The sequence below is a fragment of the Streptomyces sp. A 4/2 genome (genome assembly GCF_940670765.1).
Classification (GTDB): domain Bacteria; phylum Actinomycetota; class Actinomycetes; order Streptomycetales; family Streptomycetaceae; genus Streptomyces.
Genome location: NZ_CALNVW010000030.1, coordinates 98,703 through 118,555 on the forward strand (window position 1 = coordinate 98,703; position 19,853 = coordinate 118,555).

The window sequence follows — 19,853 nt, forward strand, 5'->3', positions numbered from 1 at the left end:
TCAGACTGTCACCACCTGTCGCCGGACGCGGAAAGCCGCGCCGCCCTCGGGAACGGGCGGCGCGGCAGGGGCTGCAAGCAGGTCAGTGCGCGTGCACGGTGCGGTGCGTGCGCTCGATCTGCTCCCAGGACCTGGGCCGGACCGGCTTCGCGTCCGGGCGGGCGATCCGCGCCTTCGCCGCCGCCGGCGCGGCCGGCTTGGCGGTGGTGAACAGCCAGGTGTCGAAGAACTCGGCCAGCGGCTTGCCCGAGATCCGCTCGGCGTACTTCTCGAAGTCGGCCACCGAGGCATTGCCGTAGGCGTGCTCGGTGGGCCACCCCTTCAGGATCCGGAAGAACGCGGTGTCACCGATCTTGTTGCGCAGTGCCTGAATGGCGAGCGCGCCCCGGTCGTACACGGCGGCGTCGAACTGGTTGTCCGCGCCCGGGTCGCCCGGCTTCACCGTCCAGAAGGCGTCGTCGGCCGGGTGCGAGTCGTACACGTAGTCCGCGAGCTGCTGTGTGGTGCCCTGGCCCTCGCTCTCCGACCACAGCCACTCGGCGTAGCTGGCGAAACCCTCGTTGATCCAGATGTCCTTCCAGCCCTTGAGGGACACACTGTCGCCGTACCACTGGTGCGCCAACTCATGGACGATCACCGAGGTGTTGGCGCCGTTCGCGAACTGCTTGGGACTGTAGAACGGCCGGGTCTGGGTCTCCAGCGCGTAGCCCGTGGTGGTGTTGGGGACGTAGCCGCCCAGCGCGCTGAACGGGTACGGGCCGAAGTACCCGCTCAGCCAGTCGGCTACCTCACCGGTCCGCTCCACGCTGGCGCGGGCCGCCCCGTAGTTGTCGCCCAGGTCCTTGCTGTACGCGTTGACGATCGGCACGCCCGCCGCCGTCGTGTCCGTGGTGATGTCGAACTTGCCGACCGCGAGCGTGGTCAGGTACGTCGCCTGCGGCTTGTTGGACCGCCAGTTGAACGTGGTCCTGCCGAGCTTCGAGCGCTGCGACTGGAGCACACCGTTGCTGATGGCCTGGGTACCGTCCGGCACGGAGACCGACACATCGAAGGTGGCCTTGTCGAGCGGGTGGTCGTTGCTCGGGAACCACCACCAGGCCGACTCGGGTTCGTCCGCCGCGACCGCGCCGTCCGGGGTCCGGTGCCAGGTCGAGAAGCCGTACGCCGATTTCGTGGACGGCACGCCGCTGTAACGCACGACGACGGTGACGGAGGAACCCTTGGCCAGCGACCGGGCCGGAGTGACCTCCAGTTCGTGCTGCCCGGACGTGGCAAAGGTGGCCTTTGCGCCGTTGACCCGTACTTCGCTCACATCGAGCAGGAAGTCCAGATCGAACCGGGAGAGGTCCTGGGTGGCGGTGGCGAGGATCGTCGCCGTGCCGTCCAGCCGGTCGGTCGACGGCTCGTACTTCAGCTTCAGGTCGTAGTGCGAGACGTCGTAGCCGCCGTTGCCGTACGCCGGGTAGTAGGGGTCGCCGATGCCGGGGGCGCCGGGCGTGGCGTCGCTGGGCGCGGACCCTCGGGCAGCGGCCGATGCCGGGATCGCCAGCATGAGTGAGGCCGCGAGCACGCTCGGGACGATGAGTCTGCGGTGCACGGATGCTCCAAGTCGTGGGAGTCGTGGATCCCTTCGACCCTATTCAGCCCATGAACCACTGGTCATGTCCACGGTCACTGCTGTCACAGGATCGCCATCCGGCCGTCATGTGCCGCCCGCCGGGTACCCGTCCCCTCGTGCGCCCGCAACGGACAGGTCCTACGCGGCTGCCCCCGCGTCCACCAGCCGGGCCGCCTCCCTGGCGCAGCCCCAGGCCACGGTGACGCCCGCGCCGCCGTGGCCGTAGTTGTGCACCAGGACCTGGCCGGACGGTCCCGTCGGATCGGTCCGGGGCGTCCGGTGCGGTGGGTCGTCAGGCGCCGTGCCGGGCGTTCCGGGCCCGGCGGGGACCGGCCGGACACGTCCCGGCAGTGAACGGGCCGGCCGCTCGGCCTCCAGACGCACCGCGGACCGGGAAGGCCGGAGGCCGACCCGGTGGGCCAGGACCTTCGCGTCCGCGATCTCCGGCCTGAGCCGCGCGCACCGGGCGACGATCGCCTCCGCCGTCGCCGGGTCCGGCCGGAGGTTCCAGTCGTCCTCCTGCGCCGTGCCGCCCAGGAGCAGGCCGCCGGGTTGCGGGAAGTAGTACGTCGTATCGCTCGACGTGTGGTCGACGACCGTGCACCACTCGTCGATCCCCGGATTCTCGACGAGTACCAGCTGCCCGCGCACCGGCCACACCTCGGGGTCCGGCACCAGGCCGTGCGCGCCGAGCCCGGTGCAGTTGACCACCACCGGGGACGGCACCTCCGCGAGCTCCGTCACCGTCCGCTCCTCCACCCGGCCGCCCGCCGCTTCCAGCCTGCGGCGCAGCCACCCCAGATGGGCCGGCATGTCGATCAGCGGAAGCCGGGCCCGCAGGCCCTCCGCGACCTCCCGCAGCCCGGTCAGCTGCGCGGCCCAGGGGCCCAGTTCGGCGATCCCCGCCCCGACGTGCACCCCGTCGACCAGCCGGACCCCGGTCCGTCGCGGGTCCGCGGCCAGCGCTTCGTACTCCCGCAGTGACTCCAGCGACCAGCGGCCCACCAGCTCCTCGGGCTCGATGCGGTACGGCCACCACAGGGCCCCCGCGACCGCCGACGTCGTCCGCCCGGCCGGGTCCCGGCTCCACACCCGCACCGGGTGGCCGCCCTCCGCGAGGACGATGGCCGTCGTCAGACCGATGACCCCGCCGCCCACCACGATCACTTCGCTGCTCATCCTGCGGACCGTAGCCGAGTCCCCGCTGCGCCGTCCTCCTCTCCCACCCTCCAATTGCCGGTCGGTCTAAGATCGGTCCCCTCATGACTGCAACCCTTGTCGCCAAAGACCTCGCCGCGGGCCACGGTGACCGCTCGCTCTTCTCCGGCCTCGATCTCGTCGTCGCGCCGGGGGACGTGATCGGTCTCGTCGGAGTCAACGGCGCCGGAAAATCCACGCTGCTGCGCCTCCTCGCCGGGCTCGACACCCCCGAGGACGGCGAGCTGAAGCTGTCGCCGCCCACCGCCTCCGTCGGCCATCTCCCGCAGGAGCCGGAGCGGCGCGACGGCGAGACCGTACGGGCCTTCCTGGCCCGCCGTACGGGCGTCGCCGCCGCCCAGAGCGCCATGGAGGAAGCCACCCAGGGCCTCGTCGACGGGACCCCCGGCGCGGACGACGCGTACGCCACCACGCTCGAACGCTGGCTCGATCTCGGCGGCGCCGACCTGGACGAGCGCGCCGACGAAGTGGCCGGATCCCTCGGTCTGACCGTCGGGCTCGACCAGCCGATGACCTCCCTCTCCGGAGGCCAGGCGGCCCGCGCCGGTCTCGCTTCGCTGCTGCTCTCCCGGTACGACGTCTTCCTGCTCGACGAGCCGACGAACGACCTCGACCTGGACGGCCTGGAACGGCTGGAGCGATTCGTCGCAGGGCTGCGCGCCGGCACGGTCGTCATCAGCCACGACCGTGAGTTCCTGACCCGCACGGTCACCAAGGTCCTCGAACTGGATCTTGCCCAGCAGCAGATCACGCTGTACGGCGGCGGCTACGCCGGGTACCTGGAGGAGCGGGAGACGGCCCGCCGGCACGCCCGCGAGGACTTCGACGAGTACGCGGACAAGCGGTCGGCGCTCGAAGGGCGGGCCCAGATGCAGCGGGGCTGGATGGACAAGGGCGTCAAGAACGCCCGCCGCAAGGCGACCGACAACGACAAGATCGGCCGTAAGTTCCGCAGCGAGGCGAGCGAGAAGCAGGCGGCGAAGGCCCGCCAGACGCAGCGCATGATCGAGCGCCTCGACGTCGTGGAGGAACCCCGCAAGGAGTGGGAACTCCGCATGGAGATCGCGGCGGCCCCCCGCTCCGGCGCGGTCGTGGCCACGCTGCGCGACGCGAGGGTCGCCCGGGGCGCCTTCTCCTTCGGGCCGGCGCACCTCCAGATCGACTGGGCGGACCGGGTCGCCATCACCGGCGCCAACGGCGCGGGCAAGTCCACCCTGCTCGGCGCGCTGCTCGGCCGGGTCCCCCTCGACACAGGCCATGCGGCGCTCGGCCCGGGGGTCGTGGTCGGCGAGGTCGACCAGGCGCGCGGCCTCTTCTACGGTACGCAGACGCTCCTGGAGGCTTTCTGCGCGGCCGTCCCCGACACGGAGCCGGCCGAAGTCCGCACGCTCCTGGCCAAGTTCGGCCTGAAGGCGGCCCACGTCCTGCGCCCCGCGAACACCCTGTCGCCGGGCGAACGCACCCGTGCCGCGCTCGCGCTGCTCCAGGGTCGTGGCGTCAATCTCCTCGTCCTGGACGAGCCGACGAACCACCTCGACCTGGAGGCCATCGAGCAGCTGGAGTCGGCCCTCGACTCGTACGAGGGCACGCTGCTGCTGGTCACCCACGACCGCCGGATGCTCGACGCGGTCCGCACGACGCGTCGCATCGAGGTGGCGGAGGGCAAGCTCACCGAACTCTGAGCGGACGCCCCGCTAGCCCCGGCCGACGGACGGTCGGCCCGTCGGACGGGCCGACGGATGTGCTGAGGGCGGGGTGCCGAACGCTCCGCCGGACGGGACGGGACGGTACGCGCTGCTACCCGCGCGCACCGTCCCGTCCGCCGGCCGGGACACCGCTCAGCGGCGCCCGCGCTCCGGCCCGCTCAGTCCGGCCCGCCGCAGTGCGTCAGCCATCGCGCTGTTGGCGGGAGCCGGGGCCGAGGACTGCCGTCCGCCGCTGCCGCCGCCGCCACGCTGGGCGCGGCCTCCCTGCCGTTGCTGCGGAGGACGGCCGTCCTGCCCGCGCTCCCGGCGCTCCCCGCCACCACCCGACCTGGCCGGCTTGGACGCCGCCTCGTCGTCCAGCCGCAGCGTCAGCGAGATGCGCTTGCGCGGGATGTCGACATCCATCACCTTCACCTTGACGATGTCGCCGGGCTTGACCACGTCACGCGGGTCCTTGACGAAGGTCTTGGACAGCGCGGACACATGCACGAGCCCGTCCTGATGGACACCGATGTCGACGAACGCGCCGAACGCCGCGACATTCGTGACGACGCCCTCCAGGACCATCCCGGACGTCAGGTCGCCCAGCTTCTCGACACCTTCCTTGAAGGTGGCCGTCTTGAACGCGGGCCGCGGGTCGCGTCCCGGCTTCTCCAGCTCGCGCAGAATGTCCGACACCGTCGGCAGCCCGAACTTGTCGTTCACGAAGTCGGCCGGATCCAGCGAACGCAGCAGCGGCGCGTTGCCCACCAGTGAACTTCCGCCCGCGGACCTGGTCATCGCCCGCACCACCGGATAGGACTCCGGGTGCACGCTCGACGCGTCCAGCGGGTCGTCGCCGTCCCTGATGCGCAGGAAGCCCGCGCACTGCTCGTACGCCTTGGGGCCCAGCCTCGCCACGTCCTTGAGCGCCTTGCGGGACCGGAAGGGGCCGTTGGCGTCGCGGTGCGCCACGATGTTCTCGGCGAGTCCCGACCCGATGCCCGAGACCCGGGAGAGGAGCGGCGCCGAGGCGGTGTTGACGTCCACCCCCACGCCGTTCACACAGTCCTCGACGACCGCGTCGAGCGAGCGGGAGAGCTTCACCTCGGACAGGTCGTGCTGGTACTGGCCCACGCCGATCGACTTGGGGTCGATCTTGACCAGCTCGGCGAGCGGGTCCTGGAGCCTGCGGGCGATCGACACCGCGCCGCGCAGCGTCACATCCATGTCCGGCAGCTCCTGCGAGGCGAACGCGGAAGCCGAGTAGACGGAAGCGCCCGCCTCCGAGACCATCACCTTCGTCAGGTTCAACTCGGGGTGCTTGGCGCACAGTTCGCCCGCCAGCTTGTCGGTCTCCCGGGACGCCGTACCGTTGCCGATCGCGATCAGGTCCACCGCGTGCTCCTTCGCCAGCCGGGCCAGCTTGGCGAGCGCCTCGTCCCACCGGTTGGCCGGGACGTGCGGGTGGATCACATCGGTCGCCACGACCTTGCCGGTCGCGTCGACGACGGCCACCTTCACGCCCGTACGGAACCCGGGGTCCAGGCCGAGCGTGGCGCGGGTCCCGGCCGGTGCGGCCAGCAGCAGGTCGCGCAGGTTCGAGGCGAAGACCTTCACCGCCTCGTCCTCCGCGGCGGTCCGCAGCCGAAGCCTCAGGTCGATCCCCAGATGTACCAGGATCCGGGTGCGCCACGACCAACGCACCGTCTCCGCAAGCCACTTGTCGCCTGGCCTGCCCCGGTCGGCCACTCCGAAGCGCCGGGCGATCATCGCCTCGTACGTCGACGGTCCCGCGGTGTCCCCGGGCTCCTCCGGTTCGAGGACCAGGTCGAGTACGTCCTCCTTCTCGCCCCGGAGCATCGCCAGCACCCGGTGCGAGGGCAGCGCGGTGAACGGCTCCGCGAAGTCGAAGTAGTCGGCGAACTTGGCACCGGCCTCTTCCTTGGCCTCCCGCACCTTCGCCGTCAGCCGCCCGCGCGACCACATGCGTTCACGCAGCTCACCGATGAGGTCGGCGTCCTCGCCGAACCGCTCGGTGAGGACGGAACGCGCGCCCTCCAGAGCGGCGGCGGGATCCGCCACGCCCCTGTCCGCGTCGACGAACGCGGCGGCGGCCACGAGCGGTTCCACCGAAGGGTCGCCCAGCAGCCCGTCGGCGAGCGGTTCGAGACCGGCCTCGCGGGCGATCTGCGCCTTGGTCCGGCGCTTCGGCTTGAACGGCAGGTAGATGTCCTCCAGCCGCGCCTTGGTCTCCGCTGCCCGGATCTGCGCCTCCAGCGCGGCATCGAGCTTGCCCTGCTCCCGTACGGAGTCCAGAACTGCCGTCCGCCGATCCTCCAGCTCCCGCAGGTAGCGCAGCCGCTCCTCCAGCGTGCGCAGCTGCGCGTCGTCGAGCATCTCGGTCGCTTCCTTGCGGTAGCGAGCGATGAACGGCACGGTCGAGCCGCCGTCGAGCAGCTCGACGGCGGCCTTCACCTGCCGTTCCCGGACGCCGAGTTCGTCGGCGATCCTGCCTTCGATGGAACCTGGGGTGGTCGTGGTCACGATCCCGTACCGCCTTCTCGCTGGGCTTGCCGCATTCCTCCGGGGAAGTCCCCGGAACCCCATCGGACGGGCGGCCCGCCGGTCCTGGCCGGACCGCCGTCACGAGAGGGAAAACAGTGCACCAGCATTGTGGCAGGCGGCACCGACAGGCCGGGGGCCACGCTCCGCGGAGGCGGCGGAGCGCCGGTCCGGCGGGCCGGTCGCGGCGAGTCCGTCAGTCTCGCAGGTACGACGGGAAGGCCCCCGCGCCCGCCGCGGTGACCACGAAGTCGCGGACGAGCTCGGTGAGCCGTTCCACGCCCTCGGCGCCCAGGTGCGCGTACGGTGCCAGGTCGAGCCGGTCCGTCTGCGACTCGATGTCCTTGCGGAGCTGGATCCCCGCCTCGGTGAGCCCGTCCCCGGCGTCCATGAGCCCACGTCCGCGCAGTCGTTCCGCGGCGGAGTCCCAGTCCTCCTGGCCCCAGCCCCGGGTGGTGAGGAGCCAGCTGCGGGCCATGCCCTTGCCGGTCGCGGTGTGGCTCACGAGCGCCTCCAGCGGGCCCATTCCGGCAGTGAGCAGCACCGCGAGATGCCCGTCGCCGCGGTGTTCGCGCAGCAGTGTCGCCGCGTGCCAGAGCGCCAGATGCGGCTGCTCGGGCACCGGCAGATCGGCATGGGCGGAGTACAGCGGCCGGGCGTGTCGGGTACAGGCCTCGGTGGCCCGCTGCGCGAGCCGCGCGGCCTCCGCCATTTCGGCGGAGGCTACGGCCTCCTCGCCGAGCACCCGGCGCAGCGTGCGGTCCGCGGCGCGCAGCCGGGCGCCGAGCACGGCCTCGGGCGAGGCCGTCTCCCACACCGCGGGGACGTACCGGGCGATCAGCTCGGGGTTGAAGTTGTAGAACGCGGCGGCGATCGTGCCGGGCCCCACGGCCCCCATGGCGGCGCCCCGCGCGCCGAAGTAGGCGGAGCCCGCGTCGTCGACCCCGATTCCGGCGAGCTCCTCGGTGAATTCGGGGGAGAAGAACACCGTCGAGTGCAGGGGGTTGAGCACGTTGTGGCAGCGACGGCCGGCACGGGGCGGGAGAGAGGTCATGAGCCGCATGTTACTGACGGGTTGATGCACGGGGAAGGGTCGGGCCGGTACACGGGGTGGAGAGCCGATGGCAGGAAAGGTGGGAAGTTCGTCATTGCGGCCACCACCAAGGCCGCGAATGATGAGAGGCATGCCTCAGCGATCCGTGCTGGTCGTCCTCTTCGACGATCTGCAGAGCCTGGATGTGACCGGCCCGGTGGAAGTGTTCTCGGGTGCCGGACAGGTGCGGGGGGAGCCGTACCGGATCCGTACGGCCTCCGTCGACGGTTCCGCCGTCCGTACCTCCAGCGGCCTCACCCTCGTCCCGGACGGCTCCCTGGCCGATGCCGACGACCCGCACACCCTGCTGGTCCCCGGCGGCCGGGGCACCCGCCACCCCGACCCCCGGCTGACCGACTGGCTGCGCGAGCACGCCCCGCGCGCCGAGCGCATCGTCTCCGTCTGCACGGGGGCACTGCTGCTCGCCGCGGCCGGACTGCTGGACGGCCATCGGGTCACCACGCACTGGTCCGTCTGCGACCACCTGTCCAGGTCGTACCCCTCCGTGGACGTCGACCCGGATCCGATCTTCGTGCGGGACGGGAAGCTCGCCACCTCCGCCGGAGTCACCGCGGGCATCGATCTCGCGCTCGCCCTGGTCGAGGAGGACCACGGCCGGGACACGGCACTGACCGTCGCCCGGCACCTCGTCGTCTTTCTCCGACGCCCCGGCAACCAGGCCCAGTTCAGCGCGCAGCTGGCCGCGCAGACAGCCCGGAGCGAACCGCTCCGTGAGGTCCAGCAGTGGATCAGCGAACACCCGGGCGGCGATCTGTCGGTCGAGTCCCTCGCCGCCCGCGCACGCCTCTCACCCCGGCACTTCGCCCGCGCCTTCCACGCGGAGACCGGCACGACGCCGGGCCGGTACGTGGAACGCGTCCGCCTGGAACAGGCCAGACGCCTTCTGGAGGACACGGCGGCCGGCGTCACGGAGATCTCCCGCGCCTGTGGCTACGGCACCCCCGAGGCCATGCGCCGCGCCTTCGTCAGGGCGCTCGCCACCGCACCCGCCGAATACCGTCGCCGCTTCCGCGCCGCGCCGTCCGGCAGCACCCCACCCGTCGTCCCCTGTCCCGTCGGCTGAAAGGCACCCCGTGCAGATCGCCATCGTCCTCTTCGACCGCTTCACCGCACTCGACGCGGTCGGCCCCTATGAAATGCTCAGCAGCATCCTGGGCGCCGAGACGGTCTTCGTCGCCGAGCGGACCGGGCCGGTACGCAACGAGAGGGGCACCCTCGCGCTCGTCGCGGACAAGAGGCTCGACGAGGTGCCGCACCCCGACATCGTCGTGGTGCCGGGCGGCCCCGGGCAGTCCGCCCAGATGGAGAACGAGGCGCTGCTCGGCTGGCTGCGGACGGCGGACAGCACCAGCACCTGGACGACCTCGGTGTGCACCGGCTCACTGCTGCTGGCGGCGGCGGGTCTGCTCAAGGGGCGCCGCGCCACCTCGCACTGGCTGGCGCTCCCCACGCTCAGCACGTTCGGAGCCGAGCCGACCGGCGAACGCGTCGTCACCGACGGCAAGTTCATCACCGCGGCCGGGGTGTCGTCCGGCATCGACATGGGGCTCACCCTGGTCGGCCGGATCGCCGGTGACGAACACGCCCAGGCCGTCCAGCTGCTCACCGAGTACGACCCGCAGCCCCCGTACGACGCGGGCTCGCCGCAGAAGGCCCCCGCCGCGCTGGTCGAGAAGCTCCGGAACAGAAGCCGTTTCATCCTTCAGTGACGGCCGGACTCCAGGTGAACCGGGGCTCGCGCCGCTCCAGGAAGGCGGTGACCCCCTCCACGGGGTCGTCGGCGGCGCGGGCCCGCGCCCGCCAGTACGCGTCCCGGTCGCCCCGCCCGTCGGCGAACTCCTTGGCCGCGGTCTGGGTCAGCTGCGAGCGGGACACCAGCACCCGGCTGAACTCGGCGATGCGCCGGTCGAGTTGACCGGAGGGCAGTACCTCGTCCACCAGCCCGGTGCGCAGCGCCCGGTCGGTTCCGATCAACTCGGCCGAGAACAGCAGGTACTTGGCGGTCGCCGGGCCCACCAGCGACACCAGCCGGGCGGTGGACGGAGCGGGGTAGACGATCCCGAGCTTCGCGGGGGTCACCCCGAAGGAGGCTCCCTCCTCCGCGAACCGGAGATCGCAGGCAGCCGCCAACTGGCAGCCGCCGCCCACGCAGTACCCGCGCACGGCGGCGATCGTGGGCTTGGGGAATCCGGCGAGTGCCTCCTCGGCTCCGACCGCGAGCCGCTGAGGTTCTTCCCCGGCCGCACCGGGACCACGCAGTGTCGATATGTCGGCGCCCGCGCAGAACGTGTTCCCCGCGCCGGTCAGTACCATCATCCGTACGGCCGGGTCGGCGGCCAGTGTGTCCAGCAGCCCGGGGAGGGCCCGCCACATCCCGGCCGTCATGGCGTTGCGCTTGGCGGGGTGGCTGATCACGACGGTGGCGACCCCGTCGGCGACGGTGTGCTCCAGCTGCGGTTCCATGGCCGGATGCTATCGGGGCCGAATCCGCGGACGTCATCGGCGGATGCTGTCCGCAGGCATCTGCTGTCCGCAGGCAGCGCCCGAGGATGCCGTTCGTGGATGTCGTCCTTGGACGCTGTCCGTAGACGTCTCCGTAGACGTCTACGGAGACGTCAGAGAGAGACCGGCATCGGTCATGCGCGCGCTACGATGCAGCAAATCCAGTCGAATTGCGTCGATAGGCGCTGACTTCTGTTCAGCTGCCCGGCACCGACCCGGTCATTCCCAACACTCGTCGTGTGGTCACCATCGAGCGCGAGGGCGGGAGCCGGGACATGGAGAGCCGCGGGAGCAACAGCCCGCCCGACCCGGCAGTCGCCGACCCCCTGCCGTACGAGGGTGTCTGGCGGTTCACCGCTCCCGCGGTGGACGTCTCCGTACCGCAGGCGAGGCACGCCGTACGCGATCTGCTGGAACGCCAGCAGGTCCCGGTCGGCGGCGACACCGTCCAGGGCCTGCTGCTGATCGTCTCCGAACTCGTCACCAACGCCGTACGGCACGCCGCGCTGCTCTCACCGGAGATCGCCGTGGAGGTGGCCGTCGGGACATCGTGGATCCGGGTGTCCGTCGAGGACAACCACCCCTACCGGCCGAAGGCGCTGGAGGCGGACCACGGTCAGACGGGCGGCCGGGGGCTGATGCTCGTACGGGAGATCACCGGGGAAGCGGGCGGGACCTGCGGGGTCGAGCAGACGGCGAACGGCGGCAAGGTCGTCTGGGCCGCCCTGCCGCTCGTCGTCACCGTCACCAGCCCCCGTTCGACCCCGTCAGCTCTCTGACCGCGGGGCGCGCCGCGTCCAGCACCGTCATGAACCACGAGGAGAACGGCGCCGAGGCGTGCCGCTCGGCCAACTCCGCGGCGGTGACGAAGGCCGTGTCGTCGACCTCCTCGGGGTCCGGACGCAGCGCCGCCTGCGCCAGCCCGACGAAGAGGTGGTTGAACTCCTGCTCCACCAGGCCCGAATCGGGGTCCGGGTGGTTGTAGCGGACCGTGCCCGCCTCGGCGAGCAGTGCGGGCGAGATGCCCAGCTCCTCGTACGTACGACGGGCCGCCGCCGCGAAGGGGGACTCGCCCGGATACGGGTGCCCGCAACAGGTGTTGGACCACACTCCGGGGGAGTGGTACTTGCCGAGCGCCCGACGCTGGATCAGCAGCCGCCCCGACTCGTCGAAGAGGAACACCGAGAAAGCCCGGTGCAGCTGACCCGGGGCCTGGTGGGCGGAGAGTTTCTCCGCCGTCCCGATGGTCCTGCCGCTCTCATCGACCAGTTCGAGCATGATCGCTTCTGCTGCGCCGTTCGACATAACCATCCTTCGCATCGGGCGTCACCGGCTCCTCAGTCTGCCGTACAAAAGCGGCTTGTCCGCACTTCGGAGCGCAAGACGTGTCGGTGCCCCCGCCGCACCGTGCGGCAGGGGCACCGACCGGACTATCAGAATTCGCCGGTCGCCGGGAAACCGGTCCGGCTGCGGGGGCACCGTGCGGGAGCGGCGCAACCACATTCCCCGCCGTTTCCACCAGGTGCAACGAGCCTGTCGCGCAAGGGGTTTCACCCGTGCACTCTCAGTGACAGAGCTTCGCCTCGTGCTCCGCGTGGCCGCCCGGCTCCAGTTGGAACGTGCAGTGCTCGACATCGAAATGATGGCCGAGACAGCCCTGCAGCTCGTGGAGCATCTTCTCGTGCCCGATCGAGTCGAGGACATCGGGACTGACCACCACGTGCGCGGACAGGACCGGCATTCCCGAAGTGATCGTCCACACATGGAGATCATGGACGTCGGCCACACCGGGCAGGGCCAGGATGTGGGCCCGTACCTCTGCCATGTCGACGTCCTTGGGTGCCGCTTCCAGCAGGACGTCGAGCGTCTCGCGCAGCAGCTTGACCGTACGCGGGACGATCATGAGACCGATCACGATCGAGGCGACCGGGTCGGCCGCCTGCCAGCCGGTCGTGAGGATCAGCCCGGCCGCGATCAGTACCGCGACCGAACCGAGCGCGTCCGCCAGCACCTCCAGATAGGCGCCCCGGACATTGATGCTCTCGCTCTGCCCCCTGACGAGAATGGACAGCGAGATCATGTTGGCGACCAGCCCGATGAGACCGAAGACGATCGTCAGGCCGCCCGCGGTGTCGGCCGGGGTGATGAACCGCTGGATCGCCTCGTAGAGGACGTACCCCCCGACGCCCAGTAGCAGCAGACAGTTGGCGAGCGCCGCGAGGATCTCCGCCCGTGCGTAGCCGAAGGTGCGGTTCCCGCCGGCCGGGCGGTTGGCGAAGTGGATCGCCAGGAGCGCCATGGCGAGCCCGAGGGCGTCCGTCGCCATGTGCGTGGCGTCCGCGATCAGTGCCAGCGAGTCGGCCAGCAGGCCGCCGGTGATCTCCACCACCATCACGACCAGCGTGATGCAGAGCGCGATACGCAGCCGCCCCCGGTGGGCGGCCCCCGCGGTGCCCGTCGGGGGCGGCCCTCCGTGCGTATGCCCGTGGTCGTGCCCAGCCCCCATGAGGAACCACCTTCCGGATCGTGAGCGTTCCTGTCCGAGAGGTCAGCTAACTACGGGGTAGGGGTATCGGGCAACACGGGACTGAACACCGTTGTCAGCTGCTCTGACCTGCGGAAATGATTGCAGGTCAGAGCCTTGCGACCGGCAGCTCGCCCCGCGCGTCGGGGTGTCGCAGACACCAGCCCTGCCAGGCCGAATCGACCATCTCGCGCACCCCGCGCGACGCCGACCAGCCCAGCTCGCCGCCGATCAGCTCGGCCGACGCGACGGCCTTCGCGGCGTCGCCGGGGCGGCGCGGCCCGATCACGGGAGGCAGCGCCCGCCCGCTGACCTCGCCCACCAGGTCGGCCAGCTCGCGTACCGATACGCCCTCGCCGCTGCCGATGTTGACCGTCAGGTCCCCGGAGTGGCCGTCGGCGGACAGCTTGCGGGCCACGGCGAGATGGGCGTCGGCGAGATCGGCGACATGGATGTAGTCACGCACGCAGGTGCCGTCGGGGGTCGCGTAGTCGTCGCCGAAGATCAGCGGGTGCTCGCCGCGGGTCAGCCGGTCGAAGAACATCGGGATGACGTTGTACACCCCGAGGTCGGCCAGCTCCGGAGCCGCCGCTCCCGCCACGTTGAAGTAGCGGAGGCAGGCCGTGGACAGCCCGTGCGCCCGGCCCGCCGCCCGGACCAGCCACTCGCCCGCCAGTTTCGTCTCGCCGTACGGATTGATCGGGGCGCAGGCGGTCGACTCGGGGATCAGCTCCGCGTCCGGCACGCCGTAGACGGCGGCCGACGAGGAGAACAGGAACCGCCGTACCCCCGCCGCGACCACGGCTTCCAGCAGCACCGTCAGGCCGTACACATTGTCCCGGTAGTAACCCAGCGGCTGCTCGACGGACTCACCGACCTGCTTCCTGCCCGCGAGATGCACCACACCACTGACCTCGTACCCGGCCAGCGCCGCATCGAGGAGGCCGCGGTCCAGCACCGATCCGCGGACGAGGGGGACACCGTCCGGGAGCCGCTCGGCCAGGCCGCTGGAGAGATCGTCGAGGACGACCACCCGCTCGCCGGCCGCCGCCATCGCGCGCACCACGTGCGCCCCGATGTACCCCGCCCCACCTGTGATCAGCCATGTCATACCGGCCACCCTATAGATCCCCGGGGGCCGCGGTTTGTGGGGCGAGGCATCGATCGATCATGATGACCGCGGCAGGTTGCGCACAGCCCGGCCCGGTCTTTTCGGGACGTAAACGGCCCGTGAACTCCTGCTTCCGTCCATCCGATAGCCTCTGCCGACATGCCGCCCGCCCCTGCTGGGAACGGGCCGTCTCCGCGTGTGTCACGCCAGCTCCAAGGAGTGAGTTCGTCTGTCGACCGCCATCCTCGCCGGTGTGCCGGTACCCGGATCGTCGCTCGACGGCGATCTGCGGTCGCTGGGCTTTGACGTATGCACCGCAGCCGACGCCGAAGAAACCGTGAAGCTGCTCACCGCGGCCCCCGCCGACGAGCGGGTGGCGGTGGTCGACACCCGTTTCGTCGGCCACCTCCACGCGCTGCGCCTGGCGTTGACCGACCCGCGCTTCGCCGCTGCCGCCGTCCCCGGGGCGCTCACCGTCCAGCCCGAGGCCCGCCCCGCGCTCACCCGCGCGCTGGCCACCGCCGAGCCGGGCCCCGACACCCTCGCCGCGGCACTGGACGACGCGGGGACCGCCGTACAGCGCCCCGAACTGGGCACGCTCGTCGCCGCCGTCCCCACCGACCCGCAGACCCGGCACGAAGCCAGGGCCGCCGTCGCCGCGGTCGACGACGAGGCGGTCCGGCTGCGTACGGCGGTGAAGTCCCGCGACGGCTTCTTCACGACGTACTGCATCAGCCCCTACTCGCGGTACATCGCACGCTGGTGCGCCCGCCGGGGACTGACCCCCAACCAGGTCACCACCGCCTCGCTGATCACCGCGCTCATAGCGGCGACCTGCGCGGCGACGGGGACCCGCGGCGGCTACATCGCCGCGGGCCTGCTGCTGCTCTGCTCCTTCGTCCTCGACTGCACCGACGGGCAGCTCGCCCGCTACTCGCTCCAGTACTCCACGCTCGGCGCCTGGCTGGACGCGACCTTCGACCGGGCCAAGGAGTACGCCTACTACGCGGGCCTCGCCCTGGGCGCCGCCCGCAACGGCGACGACATCTGGGTCCTCGCGCTCGGCGCGATGGTGCTCCAGACCTGCCGCCATGTCGTGGACTTCTCCTTCAACGAGGCCAACCACGACGCCTCTGCCAACACGAGTCCCACCGCGGCCCTCTCCGACAAGCTCGACAGCGTCGGCTGGACGGTCTGGGTACGCCGCATGATCGTGCTGCCGATCGGTGAACGCTGGGCGATGATCGCCGTGCTCACCGCGGTGACCACCCCCCGCATCGTCTTCTACGCACTGCTCATCGGCTGCGCACTCGCCGCCTGCTACACCACGGCGGGCCGGGTCCTGCGCTCGCTGACCCGCAAGGCCACCCGTACCGACCGCGCGGCCCAGGCACTGGCCGACCTCGCCGACTCCGGCCCGCTCGCCCAGTTCTTCGGCCAGGTCCTGAAGGGCCCCCGCAGCGCCCTGCCGGTGATCGCGTTCGTCGGCGGCGCGGTGGTCGTGGGCACCTCGCTGTTCGCCCCCGTCGGCAGCTGGTGGCCCGTCGTGGGCGCCGCCGTGTACTGCGTCCTCTCCGGTATCGCCGTCTCCCGCCCCCTCAAGGGCGCACTCGACTGGCTGGTGCCGCCGGTGTTCCGGGCGGCCGAGTACCTCACGGTCCTCGTTCTCGCCGACCGCTCCGGCGTACCCGGGGCCCTGCCCGCGGCCTTCGGCCTGGTGGCGGCCGTCGCCTACCATCACTACGACACGGTGTACCGCATTCGCGGCGGCACCGGCGCGCCGCCCCGGTGGCTGGTGCGTACGGTCGGCGGCCACGAGGGCCGGACGCTGGTGGTGGCCGTACTCGCCGCCGTACTGACGACGCAGCACACCGACAACACCCGCTTCACCGTCGCGCTCACGGTGCTCGCCGTGGCCGTAGCGCTGGTGGTGCTCGCGGAGAGCATCCGTTTCTGGGTGTCCTCCGGAGCACCCGCTGTACATGACGAAGGAGAACCCGCATGATCGGCCTCGTACTGGCGGCCGGCGCCGGCCGGCGTCTGCGCCCCTACACCGACACGCTGCCCAAGGCCCTGGTGCCCGTCGGCCCCGAGCAGGACGGCGGCGCGAAGACCGTCCTCGACATCGCCCTGGGCAACTTCGCGGAGGTCGGACTCACCGAGGTCGCGGTCGTGGTCGGCTACCGCAAGGAGGCCGTGTACGCGCGCCGGGCGGAGCTCGAAGCCACGTACGGCGTCACGATCACCCTGATCGACAACGACAAGGCCGAGGAGTGGAACAACGCCTACTCCCTCTGGTGCGCCCGTGAGGTCCTGAAGCAGGGCGTCATACTCGCCAACGGCGACACCGTGCACCCGGTCTCCGTCGAGAAGACCCTGCTCGCCGCCCGTGGACAGGGCCAGAAGATCATCCTCGCCCTCGACACGGTGAAGCACCTCGCCGACGAGGAGATGAAGGTCATCACGGACGGCGACGACGCCGTCTCGAAGATCACCAAGCTGATGGACCCGGCGTCCGCCACCGGCGAGTACATCGGCGTCACCCTCATCGAGCCCGAGGCGGCCGACGAGCTCGCCGACGCCCTGAAGGTCACCTTCGAGCGCGACCCCGACCTGTACTACGAGGACGGCTACCAGGAGCTGGTGAACCGCGGCTTCCGCGTCGACGTGGCCCCGATCGGTGACCTGAAGTGGGTCGAGATCGACAACCACGAGGACCTGGCGAAGGGCCGTGAGATCGCGTGCCAGTACTGACGAGGCTCATCCCGTCCCCGGTCGTCGTCGACATCAGCGGCGGCGCCCTGGACGGGCTGGCCGGGCTCCTCGCCGACCAGCGGATCTCCGCGTCGGGGAAGCTCGCCTTCGCCATAAGCGAGGGCTCGGGCCAGGCGCTGCGCGAGAAGCTCGCGCCGGTGCTGCCCGGCGCCGACTGGTACTCGGTCGCCGACGGCACCATCGACTCGGCGGTGCGGCTGGCCGACGGCATCAAGGGCAAGCGGTACGACGCGGTGGTCGGCCTCGGCGGCGGCAAGATCATCGATGTGGCGAAGTACGCGGCGGCCCGGGTGGGCCTGCCGATGGTGGCCGTCGCGACGAACCTCTCGCACGACGGCATCTGCTCGCCGGTATCGACTCTGGACAACGACAACGGACGCGGCTCCTACGGGGTACCGACCCCCATCGCGATCGTCGTCGACCTCGACGTGATCCGCGAGGCGCCGCCCCGCTTCATCCGCTCCGGCGTCGGCGACGCGATCTCCAACATCTCGGCCATCGCCGACTGGGAGCTGTCCCACCAGGTCAACGGCGAAGCGGTCGACGGACTCGCGGCGGCCATGGCCCGCACCGCGGGCGAGGCGGTCCTGCGCCACCCCGGCGGGGTCGGCGACGACGAGTTCCTGATGGTGCTCGCCGAGGGGCTCGTCCTCTCCGGCATCGCGATCTCGATCAGCGGCGACACCAGGCCCTCGTCGGGCGCCTGCCACGAGATCAGCCACGCCTTCGACCTGCTCTTCCCCCAGCGTGCGGGCAGCCACGGCGAACAGGTGGGCCTCGGTGCCGCCTTCGCGATGCACCTGCGCGGCGCGGCCGACGAGGCTGGACTCTTCGCGGACGTCCTGCGCAGGCACGCCCTGCCCGTACTGCCCGGGGAGCTCGGCTTCAGCGTGGACGAGTTCGTCCAGGCCGTCGAGTACGCCCCGCAGACCCGCCCCGGGCGCTTCACCATCCTCGAACACCTCAACCTGTCCACAGACCAGATCAAGGACGCTTACGCCGACTATGCAAAAGCCATCGGTAGCTGAACTCCGCCCGGTCGTTCACCCTCCGGGCGTCAAGGACCGGCGGAGCGGCGAGCACTGGGGCGGCCGGTTCTACATGCGCGAGGTATCGCTGCGCATCGACCGCCACCTGGTGAACACGCGCATCACGCCCAACCAGCTGACCTATGTGATGACCGTCGCCGCCGCCTTCGCCGCCCCCGCCCTCCTCGTACCGGGGATCTGGGGCGCGGTGCTCGGCGTGCTGATGGCTCAGCTCTATCTGCTTCTCGACTGCGTCGACGGCGAGGTCGCCCGCTGGAAGAAGCAGTACTCGATGGTGGGCGTCTACGTGGACCGCGTAGCCGCCTATGTGCTCGACGCCGCGGTGCTGGTCGGCTTCGGTCTGCGCGCCGCCGACCTCTGGGGCTCCGGGCGGATCGACTGGCTGTGGGCCTTCCTCGGCACCCTCGCCGCCCTCGGCGCCGTCATGATCAAGTCCGAGACCGACCTCGTCGGCGTCGCCCGTCACCAGCAGGGGATGCCGCCGGTCAAGGAGACGGCGTCCGAACCGCGCTCCTCCGGCATGGCACTGGCCCGCCGTGCGGCCGGGGCGCTGAAGTTCCACCGGCTCGTCCTCGGGATCGAGGCGTCCCTGCTGATCCTGGTCCTGGCGATCGTGGACCAGATCAGGGGGGACCTGTTCTTCACCCGGCTCGGTGTCGCGGTACTGGCCGGCATCGCGCTGCTGCAGAGCGTGCTCCACCTCGTGTCCATCCTGGCTTCGAGCAGGCTCAAGTGAGCGCCCCGATGAAGGTCGGCGCGGTGATCATCACCATGGGCAACCGCCCCGACGAGCTGCGCGCTCTGCTCGACTCGGTCGCCAAGCAGGACGGCGACCACGTCGAGGTCGTCGTGGTCGGCAACGGCGCCCCGGTGCCGGACGTCCCCGAAGGCGTACGCACCGTGGAGCTGCCCGAGAATTTGGGCATCCCCGGCGGCCGGAACGTCGGCATCGAGGCCTTCGGGCCGGGCGGCAGTGACATGGACGTCCTGCTCTTCCTCGACGACGACGGTCTGCTGCCGAACACCGACACGGCCGAGCTGTGCCGCCAGGCCTTCACCGCCGACCCCGAGCTGGGCATCATCAGCTTCCGGATCGCCGACCCGGACACCGGAGTCACCCAGCGCCGCCACGTCCCGCGGCTGCGCGCCTCCGACCCGATGCACTCCTCTCGCGTGACGACGTTCCTCGGCGGAGCCAACGCCGTACGGTCGAAGGTCATCGGCGAGGTCGGCCCGCTCCCCGGCGAGTTCTTCTACGCGCACGAGGAGACCGACCTGGCCTGGCGGGCCCTCGACGCGGGCTGGATGATCGACTACCGCGCCGACATGGTCCTCCACCACCCGACGACCGCCCCCTCCCGGCACGCGGTCTACCACCGCATGGTGGCCCGCAACCGGGTCTGGCTGGCCCGCCGGAACCTTCCCGCACCACTGGTGCCGGTCTATCTGGGCGTCTGGATGCTGCTCACGCTGCTCCGCCGGCCCTCCGGGGCCGCGCTCAAGGCCTGGTTCGGGGGGTTCAAGGAGGGCTGGACGACGCCCTGCGGACCCCGTCGTCCCATGAAATGGCGTACCGTCTGGCGGCTGACCCGACTGGGTCGGCCCCCGGTGATCTGAGAAGCTCCACCCTGAGAGCATCGGGCGTATTTTTGGGACCTGGCCCCTGCGCCTCGCCTGCACCCGATTCCGGCA

At 71.1% G+C, this 19,853-nt stretch carries 17 protein-coding genes; 9 read left to right on the top strand and 8 right to left on the bottom strand.

What is annotated here, in order from left to right; translation table 11 throughout:
- Positions 1-82: 82 nt before the first annotated feature.
- Positions 83-1,597, bottom strand: a complete 1,515-nt coding sequence (locus tag NBY69_RS21915; RefSeq protein WP_250302894.1) for a M1 family metallopeptidase — start codon at positions 1,595-1,597, stop codon at positions 83-85.
- Positions 1,598-1,756: 159 nt separating this feature from the next.
- On the bottom strand, positions 1,757-2,797 hold the full coding sequence (locus NBY69_RS21920) for an FAD-dependent oxidoreductase (RefSeq protein ID WP_250302896.1): 1,041 nt from the start codon (positions 2,795-2,797) through the stop codon (positions 1,757-1,759).
- Between the two features lie 83 nt (positions 2,798-2,880).
- Between NBY69_RS21920 and NBY69_RS21925 the strand changes: the two genes are divergently transcribed.
- Complete coding sequence (locus tag NBY69_RS21925; RefSeq protein ID WP_250302898.1) at positions 2,881-4,518, top strand: ABC-F family ATP-binding cassette domain-containing protein; 1,638 nt, start codon at positions 2,881-2,883, stop codon at positions 4,516-4,518.
- A gap of 156 nt (positions 4,519-4,674) precedes the next feature.
- Here the strand turns inward: NBY69_RS21925 and NBY69_RS21930 are convergent, their stop codons facing one another.
- Together NBY69_RS21930 and NBY69_RS21935 are read right to left on the bottom strand one after the other, a co-directional pair.
- The gene (locus NBY69_RS21930; RefSeq protein WP_250302900.1) at positions 4,675-7,068 is read right to left on the bottom strand and encodes a Tex family protein; all 2,394 of its coding nucleotides are present in this window, start codon (positions 7,066-7,068) and stop codon (positions 4,675-4,677) included.
- 214 nt (positions 7,069-7,282) lie between these two features.
- A complete protein-coding gene (locus tag NBY69_RS21935; RefSeq protein WP_250302902.1) occupies positions 7,283-8,140 on the bottom strand; it encodes an SCO6745 family protein in 858 nt (285 codons plus the stop codon).
- Between the two features lie 130 nt (positions 8,141-8,270).
- Here NBY69_RS21935 and NBY69_RS21940 point away from each other — a divergent pair, with 130 nt between their 5' ends.
- Positions 8,271-9,263 (top strand): GlxA family transcriptional regulator, encoded by a 993-nt coding sequence (locus NBY69_RS21940; protein WP_250302903.1) that lies wholly within the window; start codon positions 8,271-8,273, stop codon positions 9,261-9,263.
- A gap of 10 nt (positions 9,264-9,273) precedes the next feature.
- The gene (locus tag NBY69_RS21945; protein ID WP_250302905.1) at positions 9,274-9,909 is read left to right on the top strand and encodes a DJ-1/PfpI family protein; all 636 of its coding nucleotides are present in this window, start codon (positions 9,274-9,276) and stop codon (positions 9,907-9,909) included.
- On the opposite strand, the gene NBY69_RS21950 is transcribed toward NBY69_RS21945, so the two are convergent.
- Positions 9,896-10,663 carry an enoyl-CoA hydratase/isomerase family protein gene (locus tag NBY69_RS21950; RefSeq protein WP_250302907.1) on the bottom strand — a complete coding sequence of 256 codons (768 nt, stop codon included), beginning with the start codon at positions 10,661-10,663 and terminating at the stop codon, positions 9,896-9,898. The two genes, NBY69_RS21945 and NBY69_RS21950, sit on opposite strands and share 14 nt — an antisense overlap.
- Positions 10,664-10,941: 278 nt before the next feature.
- Here NBY69_RS21950 and NBY69_RS21955 point away from each other — a divergent pair, with 278 nt between their 5' ends.
- Entirely contained in the window at positions 10,942-11,481 is a 540-nt protein-coding gene (locus NBY69_RS21955) for an ATP-binding protein (RefSeq protein ID WP_250302909.1), read from the top strand.
- Here the strand turns inward: NBY69_RS21955 and idi are convergent.
- The 3 genes from idi to galE form a co-directional block, all read right to left on the bottom strand.
- The gene (gene idi, locus NBY69_RS21960) at positions 11,447-12,007 is read right to left on the bottom strand and encodes an isopentenyl-diphosphate Delta-isomerase (RefSeq protein ID WP_250302911.1); all 561 of its coding nucleotides are present in this window, start codon (positions 12,005-12,007) and stop codon (positions 11,447-11,449) included. The genes NBY69_RS21955 and idi overlap by 35 nt on opposite strands.
- Positions 12,008-12,266: 259 nt before the next feature.
- Positions 12,267-13,208 (bottom strand): cation diffusion facilitator family transporter, encoded by a 942-nt coding sequence (locus tag NBY69_RS21965; RefSeq protein ID WP_250302914.1) that lies wholly within the window; start codon positions 13,206-13,208, stop codon positions 12,267-12,269.
- A gap of 127 nt (positions 13,209-13,335) precedes the next feature.
- On the bottom strand, positions 13,336-14,337 hold the full coding sequence (galE, locus tag NBY69_RS21970) for a UDP-glucose 4-epimerase GalE (protein WP_250302915.1): 1,002 nt from the start codon (positions 14,335-14,337) through the stop codon (positions 13,336-13,338).
- Between the two features lie 229 nt (positions 14,338-14,566).
- On the opposite strand from galE, the gene NBY69_RS21975 reads away from it, so the two are divergent.
- From NBY69_RS21975 to NBY69_RS21995, 5 genes are read left to right on the top strand one after another with little or no spacing between them, the layout of a single operon-like run.
- Positions 14,567-16,342 carry a DUF5941 domain-containing protein gene (locus NBY69_RS21975; protein ID WP_250303141.1) on the top strand — a complete coding sequence of 592 codons (1,776 nt, stop codon included), beginning with the start codon at positions 14,567-14,569 and terminating at the stop codon, positions 16,340-16,342.
- Entirely contained in the window at positions 16,339-17,091 is a 753-nt protein-coding gene (locus NBY69_RS21980) for a sugar phosphate nucleotidyltransferase (RefSeq protein WP_250302917.1), read from the top strand. The genes NBY69_RS21975 and NBY69_RS21980 overlap by 4 nt, the downstream gene beginning before the upstream one ends.
- Positions 17,079-18,140, top strand: a complete 1,062-nt coding sequence (locus NBY69_RS21985) for an iron-containing alcohol dehydrogenase family protein (RefSeq protein WP_250302919.1) — start codon at positions 17,079-17,081, stop codon at positions 18,138-18,140. The genes NBY69_RS21980 and NBY69_RS21985 overlap by 13 nt, the downstream gene beginning before the upstream one ends.
- Positions 18,118-18,897 carry a CDP-alcohol phosphatidyltransferase family protein gene (locus NBY69_RS21990; protein ID WP_250302921.1) on the top strand — a complete coding sequence of 260 codons (780 nt, stop codon included), beginning with the start codon at positions 18,118-18,120 and terminating at the stop codon, positions 18,895-18,897. The genes NBY69_RS21985 and NBY69_RS21990 overlap by 23 nt, the downstream gene beginning before the upstream one ends.
- Positions 18,894-19,778 carry a glycosyltransferase family 2 protein gene (locus NBY69_RS21995; RefSeq protein ID WP_250302923.1) on the top strand — a complete coding sequence of 295 codons (885 nt, stop codon included), beginning with the start codon at positions 18,894-18,896 and terminating at the stop codon, positions 19,776-19,778. Before NBY69_RS21990 ends, NBY69_RS21995 begins: the two co-directional genes overlap by 4 nt.
- The last annotated feature ends 75 nt before the right edge of the window (positions 19,779-19,853 follow it).

Coding starts and splice junctions, on each gene's coding strand:
- NBY69_RS21920 (WP_250302896.1), bottom strand. CDS start 2,797: ATGAGCAGCGAAGTGATCGTGGTGGGCGGCGGGGTCATCGGTCTGACG.
- NBY69_RS21925 (WP_250302898.1), top strand. CDS start 2,881: ATGACTGCAACCCTTGTCGCCAAAGACCTCGCCGCGGGCCACGGTGAC.
- NBY69_RS21935 (WP_250302902.1), bottom strand. CDS start 8,140: ATGACCTCTCTCCCGCCCCGTGCCGGCCGTCGCTGCCACAACGTGCTC.
- NBY69_RS21940 (WP_250302903.1), top strand. CDS start 8,271: ATGCCTCAGCGATCCGTGCTGGTCGTCCTCTTCGACGATCTGCAGAGC.
- NBY69_RS21950 (WP_250302907.1), bottom strand. CDS start 10,663: ATGGAACCGCAGCTGGAGCACACCGTCGCCGACGGGGTCGCCACCGTC.
- idi (WP_250302911.1), bottom strand. CDS start 12,007: ATGTCGAACGGCGCAGCAGAAGCGATCATGCTCGAACTGGTCGATGAG.
- NBY69_RS21965 (WP_250302914.1), bottom strand. CDS start 13,208: ATGGGGGCTGGGCACGACCACGGGCATACGCACGGAGGGCCGCCCCCG.
- galE (WP_250302915.1), bottom strand. CDS start 14,337: ATGACATGGCTGATCACAGGTGGGGCGGGGTACATCGGGGCGCACGTG.
- NBY69_RS21980 (WP_250302917.1), top strand. CDS start 16,339: ATGATCGGCCTCGTACTGGCGGCCGGCGCCGGCCGGCGTCTGCGCCCC.
- NBY69_RS21990 (WP_250302921.1), top strand. CDS start 18,118: ATGCAAAAGCCATCGGTAGCTGAACTCCGCCCGGTCGTTCACCCTCCG.